Origin of the sequence: Flavobacterium aquiphilum, assembly GCF_027111335.1 — a bacterium.
GTDB lineage: Bacteria > Bacteroidota > Bacteroidia > Flavobacteriales > Flavobacteriaceae > Flavobacterium > Flavobacterium aquiphilum.
In genome coordinates this window covers 698,651-715,156 of sequence record NZ_CP114288.1, presented here as the reverse complement: position 1 = coordinate 715,156, position 16,506 = coordinate 698,651, and the positions used below count along the sequence as shown (strand labels likewise).

Here is a 16,506-nt window from a genome sequence, read left to right as displayed (position 1 = left end):
TGATAAAGGCTAAAAAAACTAACAATCCTATAATTCAAAGCAAAGTTTACAAGATATTCCCTAAAAATTAAAAGGCATCCATTATTATAGTCTTTAAAATATTGTATTTCCCCAAAGCAATTTTAACTTTACAGCTTTAAATTTTATACATGAAAACCGGAATTGACGCTATTGCATTTGATGTTGCCAAACTACACTTACCTATAAAAACATTGGCAAAAGCCAGAAACATAGAACCCGAAAAATTAGAAAAAGGACTCGGTTTATTAAAAATGACTTTACCGGATTTACACCAAGACACAGTGGTTTTTGGCGCCAATGCCTTGACAAAACTAATCCAGGATAACAATATCAACTTAAACGAAATTGCACGTATATATGTGGGAACCGAAAGCGGTGTCGACAGTTCAAAACCCATAAGTTCGTACTTAATTTCTTTGATGGAACAGAAATTTGGAGAGAACACTTTATCCGAATGTGATGTTGTTGATTTTACTTTCGCCTGTATCGGAGGGGTTGATGCACTGCAAAACTGCCTTGATTTTGTAAAACTTAACCCTACCAAAAAAGCAATCGTTGTCACTACCGATTTTGCTAAATACGACTTGAATTCCACCGGAGAATATACACAGGGAGCCGGAGCTGTCGCAATGCTAATTACTGCCAACCCAAGAATTATCTCTTTCGAAAACAATTGGGGTGTTAGCACAAAAGGTGTTTTCGATTTCTTCAAACCGTACAGAACCATTTCAAAACAGGAAATCACAGGAAACTCAAACAACGAATCTTGGTTCGAAAATTTAGAAAGCGAAATCGAAATTCACAAAGACCAGCCGGTTTTTGATGGGCAATATTCGAACCAATGTTATATGGACAGAACTAGAGATGCTTATTTCTCGTTCAAAAAATTAATAAACTCAAAGGATACTGTTTACCAATCTTGGAAAAGTATCGTAATGCATTTGCCTTATGCGTTCCAAGGACGAAGAATGTTGTCCGAAATTTATGCCCTTGATGCTGCAACTCCTATTCTTTCGGGTGACGAAAACGCTGCAGAATATCAAACTAAGCTAAAAGAAATCAGCAAATCTGATGATTACAAAGCCTTTGTTTCTGAAAAATTACAACCTGCAGAAATCGCTTCTTCTATAATTGGGAACTTATATACGGGTTCTATTTTTATGGGATTGCTTTCTACTTTGGCTCATTTTTATGACAGCAAAAAAGAAATTGCAGACGAAAAATTCGGATTTTTAGCTTACGGAAGTGGTTCCAAATCGAAAGTTTTTGAAGGTACTATTCAACCTGAATGGAAATCGGCTATTACGAATATCAATCTTTTTGAAACACTTGATGAAAGTTTTGAAATTGATTTTGAGACTTACGAAAAACTACATAAAAAAGAACAAAATCAATCGGTGCAGACTCCAAAAAAAGAATGGATTCTAGACCGAATAGAAAGCGAAATTCCAAATTTAATTGGTGCCCGTTATTATAAATGGGTTGATTAATTTTTCACTTTTAATAAAACAAAAATGCCACAATGGATTTATTCTTTTGTGGCGTTTTTTTAACCCGTAGAGACGCACTGCAGTGCGTCTCTACCGTGCGTCTCTACGGGAAATTTTTTTATGATTACAAAAAAGCAAAAATGTTTCCCTTTAGCCCCGATTGCAGTGGAAATCCTTTTTATTTTTTCTTTAAAAATAAAAAGATTGCAACGAAAAGCGGGAACAATGTCTCCAAAAAAAACCTTATGTTTCCGCTTCAAAAAATAATAATTGATTTAGGTTCTTAAAAAAAACTATACTAATGGCTATTTCATTTTGAAAGTTACTATTTTTGATAATTCAATACTTAATCATCATTTAAAATGAAATATCATCAAATTGACCGCGCTCTTTTCACAAAAAACAGAGCAAAATTCATGGCTCAAATGAAGCCAAATAGTGTAGCCGTATTTAATTCTAATGATATTTATCCCGTTTCGGCAGACAGTACTTTACCTTTTGCACAGCATCGCGATATTTTCTATTTATCTGGTGTTGATCAGGAAGAAAGTATCTTATTACTTTTTCCGGACGCTCCTTATGAAAATCAAAGGGAAATGTTGTTCCTGAGAGAAACCAACGATCACATCGCCGTTTGGGAAGGCGAAAAACTGACTAAAGAGCGCGCTTTTGAAGTTTCGGGAGTTAAAACCGTTTATTGGTTGCAGGATTTTGAAAAAGTCTTAAACGAAATGATGACTTATGCAGACACGATGTACATCAATACCAACGAACATTATCGTGCATCGGTGGAAACTGAAACCCGCGAAGCCCGTTTTGTAAAATGGTGGAAAGCCAAATATCCTGCACATCAGGTAGCCAAAAGCAACCCAATTTTACAACGCATCCGTTCGGTAAAAGAATCTGAAGAATTGGATTTAATCCAAAATGCCTGTAATATTACCGAGAAAGGTTTTCGCAGATTATTGTCATTCGTAAAACCAAACGTAACCGAATACGAAATCGAAGCCGAATTGATTCACGAGTTTATTCGCAACCGTTCTAAAGGGTTTGCTTATACTCCGATCATCGCTTCAGGAAATAATGCCAATGTGTTGCACTACATCGAAAACAACCAACAATGCAAGGCGGGTGATTTGGTTTTATTGGATGTAGCCGCCGAATATGCCAATTATTCGAGTGATTTAACGAGAACAATTCCTGTTTCGGGACGTTATTCAGACAGGCAAAAAGCCGTTTACAATGCGGTTTTAAGAGTTAAAAATGAAGCAACCAAAATGCTTACTCCGGGAACACTTTGGAAACAATACCACGTGGAAGTGGGTAAAATCATGACTTCGGAATTGCTTGGTTTGGGATTAATCGATAAAGCTGATGTGCAAAACGAAAACCCAGATTGGCCGGCTTATAAAAAATATTTCATGCACGGAACTTCGCACCACATGGGATTGGACACGCACGATTACGGATTGTTGCACGAACCGATGAAAGCCAACATGGTTTTCACCGTTGAACCGGGAATCTACATTCCGGCCGAAGGTTTCGGAATTCGTTTGGAAGACAATGTGGTTGTTCAGGAAAAAGGAGAGCCTTTCAACTTAATGCGTAACATTCCGATTGAAGTGGAAGAAATCGAGAGTTTGATGAATTCTTAATTCAGAAAAAAGAATATAGATAAAAGATGATAGGCGGCTTGCGGTAATGCGAGCCGTTTTTATTTACGATAAAATTCACATTTACACTTGTAACATTACAAATCCACTTCCGACTCATTTGAAAAAACTAAACACACGAAATCATGCAAGCACACGAAATAGATTATCAGATTTTTGGAGAAGAAATGCAGTATGTCGAGATTGAACTCGATCCGCAGGAAATAGTAATTGCCGAAGCAGGCAGTTTTATGATGATGGAAAATAACATACAAATGGAAACCATTTTTGGCGACGGTTCTCAGCAATCTGGATCGGGCGGTTTATTCGGTAAACTTTTGAATGCCGGAAAAAGAGTCCTAACCGGCGAAAGCATGTTCATGACCGCTTTTTTAAACCAAGGCAACACCAAAAGCAAAGTTTCGTTTGCTTCGCCCTATCCGGGAAAAATTCTCCCGATTGATTTAACGCAATTTCAAGGAAAATTCATTTGTCAAAAAAGTTCTTTTTTGTGCGCTGCCAAAGGAGTTTCTGTCGGAATTGAATTTTCTCAAAAATTGGGTCGTGGTTTATTTGGGGGTGAAGGTTTCATCATGCAAAAAATTGAAGGAGACGGAATGGCTTTTGTGCATTCGGGAGGAACAATGGCTAAAAAAGAATTGGCTCACGGCGAAGTTCTGAAAGTGGACACCGGTTGCATTATTGGTTTCACAAAAGATGTCGATTATGACATTGAATTTATAGGCGGAATCAAGAATTCGATTTTTGGAGGAGAAGGTTTGTTTTACGCAACCCTTCGCGGCCCGGGTACTGTTTACATTCAATCTCTACCTTTCTCTAGATTGGCGGACAGAATAATCGCATCAGCACCAAGATCAGGCGGTAACAGTCGTGACGAAGGAAGTTTACTTGGTGGACTTGGCAATCTTTTGGATGGGGATAATCGGTTTTAATTTTAATAAAAAACACAAACGGCTTTCAGAAAATGGAAGTCGTTTTTGATTTATAAAATGTCTCTCAAATACCTTATTTAGAAATTTAAAAATTTAATTTTGCATTCTAAACTATCAACATAATTCTCATCCTATTGGAAACACTTCTCTACAAAAATACCCAAATCTCCTATACTGATACCGGAAAAGGCACAGCGGTAGTCTTGCTTCACGGTTTTTTGGAAAACAAAACGATGTGGGATAATTATGTTTCCGAGTTAAGTAAAAAAAACCGAATCATAACGATCGATTTATTGGGACATGGCGAAACGGAGAGTTTGGGCTATGTCCAAACCATGGAAGAAAATGCCGATGTGGTTCACGAGGTTTTATCCAAATTAAAGATTCGAAAAGCTATTTTGGTTGGACATTCGATGGGTGGCTATGTTTCTTTGGCTTTCGCCGAATTATATCCCGAAAAAATAAAAGGATTGGTATTACTAAACTCTACCTCCAAAGAAGACAGCTCCGAAAGAAAGAAAAACAGAGACCGTGCCATCAAAGCGGTCAAAAAAGATTACGAAACTTTTATCAGGCTTTCCATCGCCAATTTATTCAGTGAAGAAAATAGAGAAATCCTTGTCAATGAAATCGAGGCCGTAAAAATTCAGGCTTTAAAAACACCTTTACAGGGAATCGTGGCCTCTCTTGAAGGAATGAAAATCCGTAAAGACAGGGAGTTTCTTTTGCATACAACTACTTTCCCAAAATTATTGATTTTAGGAAAAAAAGATCCTGTTCTCAATTATCAAGAAAATCTCGAGCAAATAAAAGGTACCGATGTCGAATTGGTGACTTTTGGTGATGGTCACATGAGTTCAATAGAAAACCAGGAAGAATTACTTGCAGTTTTAAGTTCTTTTATCAAAACAATCTAAAGCATTCCTTCTTTCAAATATCCTTTTTCTATTAATTCTTCTTTGCAAAGCAAATGGTGTGCTTTGGCTTCTTTGAGCAAAATCAATCTGTTTGACACTTTGATTACATTTTCATAATTATGATCGGAAATGATTATCCCTTTTATTTTTGAATTCTCCATTATCAATTCATTTATCTTTTCGACCATCAAAGGAGATAACCCATTATAAGGTTCATCGAGCAGAATAAATTTAGAAGAATTATTGAGAATAATTTTAATTTCTAAATATCGCAATTCACCACCAGACAAATGGGCGATTTTCTTCTCTAGCATCGTACTAATCAATTCATCAGTATAAAACTCGGAAATCCTATCTTTGGAAACTGACAGTTGTATAGCTTTTTTTACTGAAAATGCTTTAGGAATATAATTGTCCTGCGGCAAATAACTAATCTCGCTAAATAAATCCTTGGTCTTAGTTTTTACACTGCCATCAATTCTAACAAATTTAAAGTCGGCAGATTCTATTCCGAAAATAATTTTTAGCAAAGTTGATTTGCCCGAGCCATTTCTGCCCAAAAGACCAATGATATCACTTGTCCCGCATTTCAAATAAACGTCTGACAATATGTTTTTATTCTCAAAAGTTTTCTGAACACTGTCTATCTCCAATAAATGCTTTTTCAAAACAATAGCTTTATTAGATTAAAAACACACACAGAAAGCAATAAAAAGACAAACGTAATACACCATGATGAAACCCAAAGCTGTATTCTGGAAATTTGGTTGTTAAAATAAAACACGTAATCATTTTTAGAATTAACTTCCTTGAAAAGCAGACTTAAAACAAAACCAAAACTGAGAATTGAATAATTAAAAGGGATAGGTCCTTCAAAAAGAAAAACAAAAAAACTAGCCACAAGATTAATTGAAATTGTGCTTTTGAAAAACTCAAATAAGTTGAACCATTTCTTACTCATTTTTTATACAATTTTCTCCTCAAAAGGAATTGTCACATCCAATATTTCATTCAGCAGTAAAACAATTTGTTCCAAATAATTGGATTGAATTTCGTCACTAATAATAGCAATACTTTCTTTTTCTTCTTTAATATTGAAAGGCAAAAATCCCGATTTTAAATTTTTAAAAGAGACTATTCCGGCTTCTATTGGTTTCCCGTTTGTGTTTTTCTCATACATATAGGCATACGCCAAAACCTGAATAATTTTATCATTTTTAATATCGTCAGTCAGTCCTTTCCAGGATTTCAAGGTCACATTGGTTTTTTCAACTTTACCGGTTTTGTAATCAATGATTCTGATGTTTCCATTGCGTTCTTCAATTCTGTCCACATTCCCTTTTATCAAAATCGGAAATGGCAAACTAGGATGTTCTAACTTTCTTTCAAAAGTTTTTTCAAGCTCCAGAATTTTTATGGCATCTCCGCTTTTAATGCTTTCCAATTCCATTTTCAGGAAATTGAAAACATTGCGTTTTGCCACTTCAAAAGCCAATAAATTTCGCCCCTTTTTTATTTCGCCTTCCTTGTAAACCAACTTGAATTGAATCAAAACTTCGGAATCAATTTTCTCGATACAATTTTTAATATCGGTTTCAGAAATAAATTCACCAACGAAAGGTTCATACAAAACACGCAAAGTCTCATGAATAATTGTCCCCAAAGTATTCAACGCGATATTTTCTTCAACCTCTTCCACTTCACTAATCCTCAAAATCTTTTGAAAATAAAACTGAATCGGATTCCGAATATAACTTGTCAACGCTGAAGGCGAAAAACCTTTTTCGGCTATTTCTTTTAAGCGCAACATCACTTTCTCCGATTTCGGAATTTTCATTGGCTGATAAGCAGTCTCAGGCAAAACCGCATTATAAATTTCGTGGGTTAAAGTGTGTTTAGGCTGTTTCTCGACTTCCAATTGGGTAATAAAACGGCTTTTTTCACCGGCATCCAAACCTTCGCTTTCGGTATTGTAAAGCAAATAAATGTTTTTAGCCCGTTGCAATAAATGATAAAAATGATAGGTATAAATTGCATCTTTTTCCTTGAAAGTCGGTAGTCCCAATTCACGTTTCACATCATACGGAATAAAAGAATTTTGCGATTTTCCCGCCGGAAATTTTCCCTCATTCATCGAAGTGATAATAACGGTTTCAAAATCCAAAACCCTGCTTTCAAGAACTCCCATGATTTGCAATCCATTCAAAGGTTCTCCTTCAAATGAAACTTCGGCCAAATCAATTACCTGCTTATAAATTGCATATAATGTCTCAATTGAGTCAATTCCTTGATGCTTAGAATAATAATTTATTAGTTTATTAATCACTTTGAAAATCGCATAGACGAAGGTTTTTGCAATTTTTTCTTCTTCGTTATCATTGCTTAAATTATTCTTAACCTTTAATAATAAACTAGAGATTATTTCCAAAACAGCAATCGAACCTTTCTCCCATCTTTGAAATAGAAGCAAAAATAAATCATTGGCATTTTCATTTAATTCCAATAATTTATTATGGCTGATAAACGTATAATTGTTTTTATTTATAATCCCTACCAAGGCACTCGTCTTGGCATAAGGCTCAATCAACGGATGAGTCAGAATATCCAATACATCTTTATAATAAAAAACATAACTGCTATTATTTCTTGACAAAGCATTAGTATGCATTTTAAACAATTTGGCAATCAGAATTTGAACAGGGTTGTTTTTGCTAGAATACCCCATAGTAATATTCAAAGCTCCAACAGAATCAGGCAACGAATACAAGAGTGGAATCAACAAATTTTCTTCTCCTAAGACAATAGCGACCTTGTCAAGAGTTGTATTCGGATTTTCAATATTGATTTTTTCAATAATACTTCCGGCAATTTTGGCTTGACCAATAGTTTTTGGAGTGCCAATAACTTGTATGTTTTTGATTCCCGAAAAATCATCAACAATCCATTCAAAAGGATTCGATTTATAATGTTTCCAACTTTCTTTAAAGCGACGCAAAAACAAACCAGCGTCATGATACGGGTCGTTTAGAAATGTTTGGTCAGCATCCCAATAAATCTTTGCCTGATCGGAAGCAATAAGATGTTGAATTATTTTTTCCTCTGAAGCGTTCAAGGCATTAAAACCTGCAAAAACAAACTGTTTCCCTTGAATCAATTTTGAAAAATTATTGATGTTCTTCACCGCTTCACGATAAATCAAACCTTGATAACCAATTCCTTTTTTTAGTAAATGCTCATATAGTGATTGATAATATTTAGGTAATAGTTTCCAAAAATCAATATAGTTCTCGAGTAATTGTGTTTTGTTTTCTACTTCAACTCCCCACTTTTTAATATCCTCAATATCTTTCAGATAAGATAACACATGATTTGGATCTAGGAGATAACGGTCAATTTCATTAAAATCCTGTAGCAATGTCTTTGCCCAATTGGCAAAAATCTCAAATGATTGTTGGTTATTTTTATCTGTGATTGACAAATAGACTTCATAAAATTCAAATAATAATTCTATTGGGTCAATTGTTCGTATCTGTGCGATATTTTGAACAAAATCTTCAATACTTATTATTTCTGGCGAAAAAGTATTTTTATCTGCTTGTTTTTTTAGCGCTTCAATTAGGAATATTTTAGCACGTTTGTTAGGCAAGACTATTATAGTATCAGTAACTATGTTTTGATACCCCGTTATTATTACTTCAGCAATTTTATCTAAAAAGGAATTATTTGTCATTTTATAAAAATAAAAAAAGCCATTCAATTAAGAATGGCTTTTTAAAATTATTTAGAAGATTTGATTATAATTTACCTTCGTAAACTGAACCAATGTGTCTAATTTCAGTTCTTCTGTTAAGAGCTCTACCTTCTTTAGTTTTGTTAGTAGCAACTGGTTTAGTTGAACCAAAACCTGCAGAAGTTAAGTTAGCTGGGTTAACACCTTTTTCGATTAATTTATCCATAACAACCTTAGCTCTATCTTCAGATAGTTTTTGGTTTATTTTAGCACTACCAGTGTTGTCTGTATGACCTTCTATAGCAAATTTAGCGTTAGGGTAGTTTTTAAGGATTTCTTTGATTGCTTCCAATCTACCATCTGTAGCTCCTTTGTCAGCAGTCTCAAGAACAGCTTTACCTGTTACAAAGTAAACCGCTCTAGCTTGAACTTTAAGATCTTGTATAACTTGTTCAGTTACTTCAGGACATCCTTTGTTACTTGCAGGACCAGGTACTGTAGGACAAGCATCCTCTTTATCAGCTACACCGTCTTTATCAGCGTCTAATACTGGACATCCACCATTTGAAGCAGGACCTGCCTCTTTAGGACATTTATCAGAAGCATCAGTAATTCCGTCACCATCTGAATCAGGACAACCTTGGAACTGTTTCAAACCAGCAACTGAAGGACAAGCGTCATCTGGATCAGCTACACCGTCACCATCAGTATCAGTACATCCTTGGAATTCAGCTGTACCAGCAACTGTAGGACATTTATCTTTTGAATCTTCGATACCGTCTGAATCAGAATCAGGACATCCGTTGAATTGTTTCAAACCAGCTGTTTCTGGACAAGCATCATCTTTGTCATATACTCCGTCTCCATCAGTATCTTTAGCTCCAAATTTGAAAACTAAACCTGCAGAATATTGAGAATAAGAAGGAGCATCTGGAGTTTTATTATCAGCATATGTTCTGTCTCCGAATGATTTTTTGTAAGTTCCCAATAAAGAAAGACCTACGTTTTCAGTAAACCAAATGTTTAATCCAATTCCAGGGTTTACAGTTCCGTAACTCTCGTCTCCTAAGAAAGTATAACCTCCACCTACGCTTAATCTTGGATCAAGCACTTTAGATTTAATTAATTCTTGGAAACTATATGAAGCTGTAAGATCAATTCCGTAATACATTAAATCACCAGGATTTATTGCTGTATAATCTGGTTTACCTGGTGTACGCCCAGGAATAGCTACAACAAATTTATCAATTTGATTGATAGATCCTGTAAGTCCAACGATAAAACCACTTCCTACGTATCTTGATACGTTGATGTAAGAAACTGAAGGAAGAATGTTCCAGTTATCACTTACCATAAAAGGTTGGTCAAAATGACTCATAAAGTCACCACCAGCACTAGATCTGTAGTCAATCGCGTTTACTCCAAAACCGATAGCCCATTTATTGTTACTGTCTTGTGCTTGAGAGCTTAACCCCATCACCATTGCTACAGCAACTAGAAGTTTGTTAACATGTTTCATACTTGTTATTTTTAATTACAATTAGTTAATTTGAAACAAAAATAGGATGATTTTCTGTAACAACAAAATAAAATGTTAAATAAAACGCTCATGAAACCAAAATTTTAACAATTATATTACAGCAAGTCTTTTACCCACAATTACAAAAGCTTCGATTGCTTTATCCAAATGTTCCTTCGTATGAGCCGCTGATAATTGCACTCTTATCCTAGCTTTATCTTTAGGCACTACCGGAAAGAAGAAACCTATTACATACACCCCTTCTTTTAACAACTCACCGGCCATAATCTGTGCTAATTTAGCATCATACAACATTACTGGAACAATAGCCGAATCCCCTTCCACTATATCAAAACCCGCGTTTTTCATACCTGCTTTAAAGTAATTTGCGTTCCATTCCAATTTATCTCTTAACACAGTATCTTTTTCTAGTAATTCAAACACTTTAATTGATGCCCCAACAATAGCAGGCGCAAGCGAATTTGAAAATAAATAAGGCCTAGAACGCTGACGCAATAATTCAATTATTTCTTTTTTGGCAGTTGTATAACCTCCCATAGCACCTCCCAAAGCTTTTCCTAACGTCCCCGTAACAATATCCACACGTCCCATTACTCCTTTTGCTTCAAGTGTCCCCTTGCCGGTTGCCCCTATAAATCCTGCGGCATGACATTCATCTACCATAACCAAAGCATCATATTTATCGGCCAAGTCACAGATTTTATCCAAGGGCGCAACTACTCCGTCCATAGAAAAAACTCCATCAGTAACTATTATTTTAAAACGGGCTCCTTGCTCATTAGCCTTAATTAACTGCTGTTCGAGATCCTCCATATTACTATTCTCATAACGATAGCGAGCCGCCTTACACAAACGTACTCCATCGATAATAGAAGCATGATTTAAGCTATCAGAAATAATCGCATCATTTTCTCCAAACAGAGGCTCGAAAACACCTCCATTGGCATCAAAAGCAGCGGCATACAATATTGTATCTTCAGTACCATAAAAATCGGCTATCTTTTTTTCTAATGTTTTATGAATATCTTGCGTCCCGCAAATAAACCGCACTGATGACATTCCAAATCCATGGGTGTCCATTGCATCTTTTGCAGCTTGAATAACTTCTGGATGAGAAGACAACCCTAAATAATTATTGGCACAAAAATTTAAAACTTTTTCTCCTGTCGAAATCGTAATTTCTGCTCCTTGGGGAGAAGTTATAATTCTCTCCTTTTTAAAAATACCGTTATCTTCAATATCTTGAAGTTCTGACTGTAAATGTTCTTTAATTTTACCGTACATTTTTATTAATTTTTAAAAATTTAAAGACAAATATACCCTAAATTTGATTATTTGATAATTATTTTGTTTTTACAAATGTATCACATCAATTTCGGTTCCTATGTACACAAGTGCTTTTTTTTGCACTTTGAATCCCATTTTCTCGATGGCTGTTTGATAATTTTCCAACTGATAACTATATTTTTGATTTGGAACACCTGTTTTATAATCCAACAGAAAAACTTCATTGGCTTTATTGATTACCATTCTATCCGGCTTAACAATACCTCCTTCTTTCTGAATAATTGTTTTCTCATTCAAAACTTCACTTCCTTCTGAAAAATAATCCCCTAAATCCATATGATTTACTATCTGATTAATGGAATTATAAACAACGTCTTTTTGAAGTATCGTAATCAATCCGTTTTCAACAGCTTTCTCAATTGCTAATTCAACATCATTTCTTGTCGCAATAAAAGAAAGTATTTCATGTATAACATTACCAAATTCAATTGCTTCCTGTTGATGAGTTCCCCACATCAATGCCTCTCGTTGGGCAATTTTTATGTTTTTAGGATTCAATATTTCCGCTACAACAGGAATATTTTTGGTAGTGTCAATATGTATTTCTTTATCTGATAACTTTGTTGAATTCCCAAATTCATATCCTAATTTATTCTCCTCATAAAGCCCTTGTTGCATCAAATATTTTATAAAAAATGAAGCCATATTACTCGGATATTCCCCATCTTTTCTCGGTTTAACATTTTGAGAAATAACATACAATTGCTCCTCCGCCCTAGTTAAAGCAACATACAATACATTTATATTATCTAGTAATTCTTCCTGCTTTTTCAGATTATAAACTGCCGATGCCTCTTCTCCAAATTCTTCAATAGCACTACTATTATCCACTAACACCTTTGGCATATCCAAATCCTCTTCTTCGGCACTGAGCCACAATTTATCTTTCGGTTTTCGATTATAATCTTCTTCCGCAAAAGGCATTATCACCACGGGAAACTCCAACCCCTTTGATTTATGAATAGTCATTATTCGAACCGCATTCGTCCCTTCGGGAGAAGGAATGCTGAATTTCTCCGAGTTTTTGTCCCAATAATTAAGGAAATCTGAAATTCCTGCCTGATTGCGAACATCGCGCTCAAGAACAATATCCAAAAAATATTGAACATAGGCTGTCCCCTCCCCAACCCTCCCCGAAGGGGAGGGAGACTTTGGGGAGACTTTATCTATAAAAATATCTTTATCATCTATACCTTCTTTTAAAAGAATTTTTTGTAATTCCAATTCTTCTTTTATTTTATTCAAAACAATCGAAATACTGCTTATCACTTCATCATTTGTAAATCGAATTACCTTAAACCCTTTTTCATTTAAACTTAAAGTTCTTTGTTCATCATATTCTTTCTGTAAATCATGAATACCTCCATCCACTTCTATCACTAACTTTTTTGACAAACAAACAAAATCCACTATAAAATCACCTATAAGATGTTGTTGCCGAAACTTTTCATCTAAAGCTTTTGACCTAAGTTCTGACCAAAGAATCTTTTCTGCCTTAGTTGGATTATCTCTCATTTCTTTTGCTTTATCAATCAAAAGATGAGAAAAATTTCCTCCTGTCATATATCCTAATTTATTAGAATTTAATACATGACCGCTTTCGATATTCGAACCGATTCCATCTTCGACTCCCCCTCCTTTGGAGGGGGTTGGGGGGAGGAACTTTGAAATAATAATTTCAACCGCTTCATACAATGATTTCTTTCTGATATTTTGGAAAGAAAGTTCGACGTTACAATTTTCAAGCCATTTTTCGAAAGCCACTTCATCTTTCAAGTCCATTCCTTCGGCGATGAAATCATGAACCGGCAATTGATTTTGTTTGTTTTGTGCCAAATATTGTAAAAAGTTCGCCTTTGATTCCAAATCGGAACTGTTCTTCAAATATTTCAAAATATGAATGATCAATTGAACTTCGGTTGCATTTTTAATCATCAATGTTTCCGAAGACAAGAGCGGAATTTTTTGTTCCGTCAAATAATTAGCAACAGCGATTCCCTGACTTCTTTTTCGGGTCAGAATTACAATGTCTTTATATTCAAAACCTTCTTTTAGAACTTTTTGGATAGTATTTAATGTAGCCAAAACATACTGCTCCGTTTTATCAAGAGCTTCTTCATCATCTTCTGAGGATTCTATCTCTGGCAAAAAGGAGATATTCACATAGCCGCCTACTTTATTATTTATCTTCTGATGGCTATGATTTTCATATAAATCTTTGTAATCAGGATTAGTAAATTCATTAGACAACAATTTGAAAAAATCATTATTGAATTCGATTATCTGCGAATAACTTCTGTAATTTTTGTCTAAATGTTCTAGCTTTTTTTCAGGATTACTGAAAGGATTTTGATCTTTACTCAACTCAATAAATTGCTCCGCCTTACCTCCTCGCCAACGATAAATAGACTGTTTTGGATCGCCAACAATCATCAACGTCCCTTTTTGTCCCGAATCATCTTGGCCCGCAAGTGCATTGTCGATAAGCGGAATCAAATTTTGCCATTGCATTTCGGAAGTATCCTGAAATTCGTCAATAAAAAAATGGCGGTAACGCTCTCCCAATCGTTCATATATAAAAGGGGCGGGTTGGTTTTGAATTTCGCGATGAATAATCGCATTGAATTCCGAGATTGAAAGGATATTTTGTTCGTTTTGAATTTTCTCCAATTCGTTGCTCACCGTATTCAACAACGATAATGGTGTAATGTTTTTCAAAAAGGCTTTATAGAAATTTCGTTTCTCGAAGTTTTTATAAATTCCACTAAGACTTTGAAGCAACTCAGGTATACTGTTTTCTATTATCGCTCGGTCTTTTGCCGTTTTATTGATAGCAATATCCTCGAACTCCCGAAACATTTTGTTTTTTGGATTGAATTTCCCATCCGCTATAGCTTGAAGATGATTAGGAAAAGTACCTCTCGAAAAGGATTTCAAATCGACTCCGTTTTTATCAATTAACTGCAACAATTCATTAGCGCATTCGGCATTCTCCTTTTCTAAATCTTTGCAAGCCTGAACCAATTTTTCTTTTACGGCGATGAAATCACTTATTGATTTATCGTGAAAATGCACAATTTCATTTCGGTTATTTTCATTCAGCACTAATTTTCCTGTTTCCAAAATCTCTCGCGAAATATCCCAAGATTTATCATCATCGGTTTTTTCCATCGTGAAATCGATGAGCAATTTTGTCAGGGTTTCATCTTCTCCGGCTTGTGCGATGATGGCATCAACAGATTCTGTCAACAAATTTTCGGTATCCAAAGTCACCTCAAAAGTCATGGGCAATCCCAAATCATGGGCAAAAGCACGAATCACTTTATGCGTGAATTTATCAATAGTGGATATATCAAAAGCAGCATAATTATGAATAATATGCTTTATGATTTGTTGGGATTTGGTTTTGATTTGAATTACAGAAAGACCTATTGGCTCCTCAGCCCATTCTTCTGGATTAACTTCGCTTCGTCTGCCATTTACCAAATCTTGCATTAAATCTGAAGCTTTCGAGTTAGGTTCGTCTTTTGCAAATTCGGATAAACTACCAACGATTCGGCTTTTCATTTCGTGCACTGCCTTGTTGGTAAAAGTTATTGCCAATATATTTCGATAAGCATCGTTCTTATTTGCCGTCAAAATAATTTTGAGATATTCTTTGACAAGTGCATAAGTTTTTCCGGAACCGGCCGAAGCGTCATATATGGCAAAAGAAGGTCTTTCCATTGGGATTTTAGATTTTTGATTAACGATTTTTGATTTCTGATTTATACTAAAACTTCTTTAAAGCTCAAATTCCCTAGCCCTGATGGAAATGGAAAGCCTCGAGGGAATAAACCTATTTTTTCTTGGGGTGCAAGAGCGACCAACGGAAGCTCCTTGTAGCCCAATAGAAAAATGGTTTATGACTGAGAGCTTGTAATGGACAGCAGGAAACAGCTCCTAATCATTCGTATTATTACAATCAGAATTGTTCTATAACTTTATTTGATAAAATTATAACAAAATAGAATTTTCTATTCCAAAGTTAAATGTTTAATTTTGAATAAAATATTTTATAAATCATTAAACAACTACTATTATGGCTTTTGAATTACCGCAATTACCTTATGCGTATGACGCATTGGAACCTCATATTGATGCTCGTACAATGGAAATCCACCATACAAAACATCACAATGCTTATACAACAAATTTGAACGCAGCTATCACTGGAACTGATTTGGAAGGAAAAACTATCGAAAACATCTTAATCAACCTTGATAAATCAAATGCTGCAGTTCGTAACAACGGTGGTGGATTTTACAACCACAACTTATTTTGGACTGTTATGTCTCCAAACGGTGGCGGGCTTCCAACTGGTGAATTACTAGCTGCAATTGAGAGTTCTTTTGGTTCTTTTGAAGAATTTAAAGCCAAATTTGCTAAAGCTGGTGCTACACAATTTGGTTCAGGATGGGCTTGGTTATGTGTGCAAAAAGGCGGAAAACTTGACGTTTGCGGAACTCCAAACCAAGACAACCCTTTGATGCCAGAAGTTGGTTGTGGTGGAACTCCAATTTTAGGAATGGACGTTTGGGAACACGCTTATTATTTACACTATCAAAACAGAAGACCTGATTATATCGAAGCTTTCTTTAATGTAATTAACTGGACTGAAGTTGCTAGACGTTTTGCTCTAGAGAAATAGTCTTTTGACAAAATAAAATAAAGAACATAGAAGATAGACGGACGAACCTAGAGTTTGTTCGTCTATTTTTTTATAAACACATTTTACTCTTTTTTCTATTATCTATATTCTTTTCTCTTTTAAAGACTTTATTCCAATAAAAAAGGTGAAATGTTACTTTCACCCT

Annotated in this window: 10 protein-coding genes; 5 read left to right on the top strand and 5 right to left on the bottom strand. The window is 35.1% G+C overall.

Translation table 11 applies throughout. From position 1 onward, the window contains the following. The first annotated feature begins 149 nt into the window (after positions 1-149). From OZP12_RS02885 to OZP12_RS02870, 4 genes are all read left to right on the top strand, one after another. On the top strand, positions 150-1,511 hold the full coding sequence (locus OZP12_RS02885; RefSeq protein WP_281227549.1) for a hydroxymethylglutaryl-CoA synthase family protein: 1,362 nt from the start codon (positions 150-152) through the stop codon (positions 1,509-1,511). 362 nt (positions 1,512-1,873) lie between these two features. After that, positions 1,874-3,166: an aminopeptidase P family protein gene (locus tag OZP12_RS02880; RefSeq protein WP_281227548.1), complete on the top strand. Its 1,293-nt coding sequence runs from the start codon at positions 1,874-1,876 to the stop codon at positions 3,164-3,166. 143 nt (positions 3,167-3,309) lie between these two features. Beyond that, positions 3,310-4,116 carry a TIGR00266 family protein gene (locus OZP12_RS02875; protein WP_281227547.1) on the top strand — a complete coding sequence of 269 codons (807 nt, stop codon included), beginning with the start codon at positions 3,310-3,312 and terminating at the stop codon, positions 4,114-4,116. Positions 4,117-4,250: 134 nt separating this feature from the next. Beyond that, complete coding sequence (locus OZP12_RS02870; protein WP_281227546.1) at positions 4,251-5,033, top strand: alpha/beta fold hydrolase; 783 nt, start codon at positions 4,251-4,253, stop codon at positions 5,031-5,033. On the opposite strand, the gene OZP12_RS02865 is transcribed toward OZP12_RS02870, so the two are convergent. From OZP12_RS02865 to OZP12_RS02845, 5 genes are all read right to left on the bottom strand, one after another. Continuing rightward, complete coding sequence (locus OZP12_RS02865) at positions 5,030-5,701, bottom strand: ATP-binding cassette domain-containing protein (RefSeq protein ID WP_281227545.1); 672 nt, start codon at positions 5,699-5,701, stop codon at positions 5,030-5,032. The two genes, OZP12_RS02870 and OZP12_RS02865, sit on opposite strands and share 4 nt — an antisense overlap. A 296-nt stretch (positions 5,702-5,997) precedes the next feature. After that, positions 5,998-8,763 carry a PD-(D/E)XK nuclease family protein gene (locus tag OZP12_RS02860; RefSeq protein ID WP_281227544.1) on the bottom strand — a complete coding sequence of 922 codons (2,766 nt, stop codon included), beginning with the start codon at positions 8,761-8,763 and terminating at the stop codon, positions 5,998-6,000. 64 nt (positions 8,764-8,827) lie between these two features. After that, positions 8,828-10,282: an OmpA family protein gene (locus tag OZP12_RS02855; RefSeq protein ID WP_281227543.1), complete on the bottom strand. Its 1,455-nt coding sequence runs from the start codon at positions 10,280-10,282 to the stop codon at positions 8,828-8,830. A gap of 111 nt (positions 10,283-10,393) precedes the next feature. After that, positions 10,394-11,587, bottom strand: coding sequence for a glycine C-acetyltransferase (gene kbl / locus OZP12_RS02850; protein ID WP_281227542.1), 1,194 nt, complete (start codon positions 11,585-11,587; stop codon positions 10,394-10,396). Positions 11,588-11,656: 69 nt separating this feature from the next. After that, positions 11,657-15,376 carry a UvrD-helicase domain-containing protein gene (locus OZP12_RS02845; RefSeq protein WP_281227541.1) on the bottom strand — a complete coding sequence of 1,240 codons (3,720 nt, stop codon included), beginning with the start codon at positions 15,374-15,376 and terminating at the stop codon, positions 11,657-11,659. A gap of 355 nt (positions 15,377-15,731) precedes the next feature. On the opposite strand from OZP12_RS02845, the gene OZP12_RS02840 reads away from it, so the two are divergent. Continuing rightward, positions 15,732-16,340: a superoxide dismutase gene (locus OZP12_RS02840; protein ID WP_281227540.1), complete on the top strand. Its 609-nt coding sequence runs from the start codon at positions 15,732-15,734 to the stop codon at positions 16,338-16,340. Positions 16,341-16,506 lie beyond the last annotated feature (166 nt).

Excerpts from the sequence above, each read along its gene's own strand:
- OZP12_RS02860 (WP_281227544.1), bottom strand. The coding sequence starts at position 8,763 with ATGACAAATAATTCCTTTTTAGATAAAATTGCTGAAGTAATAATAACG.
- OZP12_RS02875 (WP_281227547.1), top strand. The coding sequence starts at position 3,310 with ATGCAAGCACACGAAATAGATTATCAGATTTTTGGAGAAGAAATGCAG.
- OZP12_RS02885 (WP_281227549.1), top strand. The coding sequence starts at position 150 with ATGAAAACCGGAATTGACGCTATTGCATTTGATGTTGCCAAACTACAC.
- OZP12_RS02840 (WP_281227540.1), top strand. The coding sequence starts at position 15,732 with ATGGCTTTTGAATTACCGCAATTACCTTATGCGTATGACGCATTGGAA.
- OZP12_RS02880 (WP_281227548.1), top strand. The coding sequence starts at position 1,874 with ATGAAATATCATCAAATTGACCGCGCTCTTTTCACAAAAAACAGAGCA.
- OZP12_RS02845 (WP_281227541.1), bottom strand. The coding sequence starts at position 15,376 with ATGGAAAGACCTTCTTTTGCCATATATGACGCTTCGGCCGGTTCCGGA.
- kbl (WP_281227542.1), bottom strand. The coding sequence starts at position 11,587 with ATGTACGGTAAAATTAAAGAACATTTACAGTCAGAACTTCAAGATATT.
- OZP12_RS02855 (WP_281227543.1), bottom strand. The coding sequence starts at position 10,282 with ATGAAACATGTTAACAAACTTCTAGTTGCTGTAGCAATGGTGATGGGG.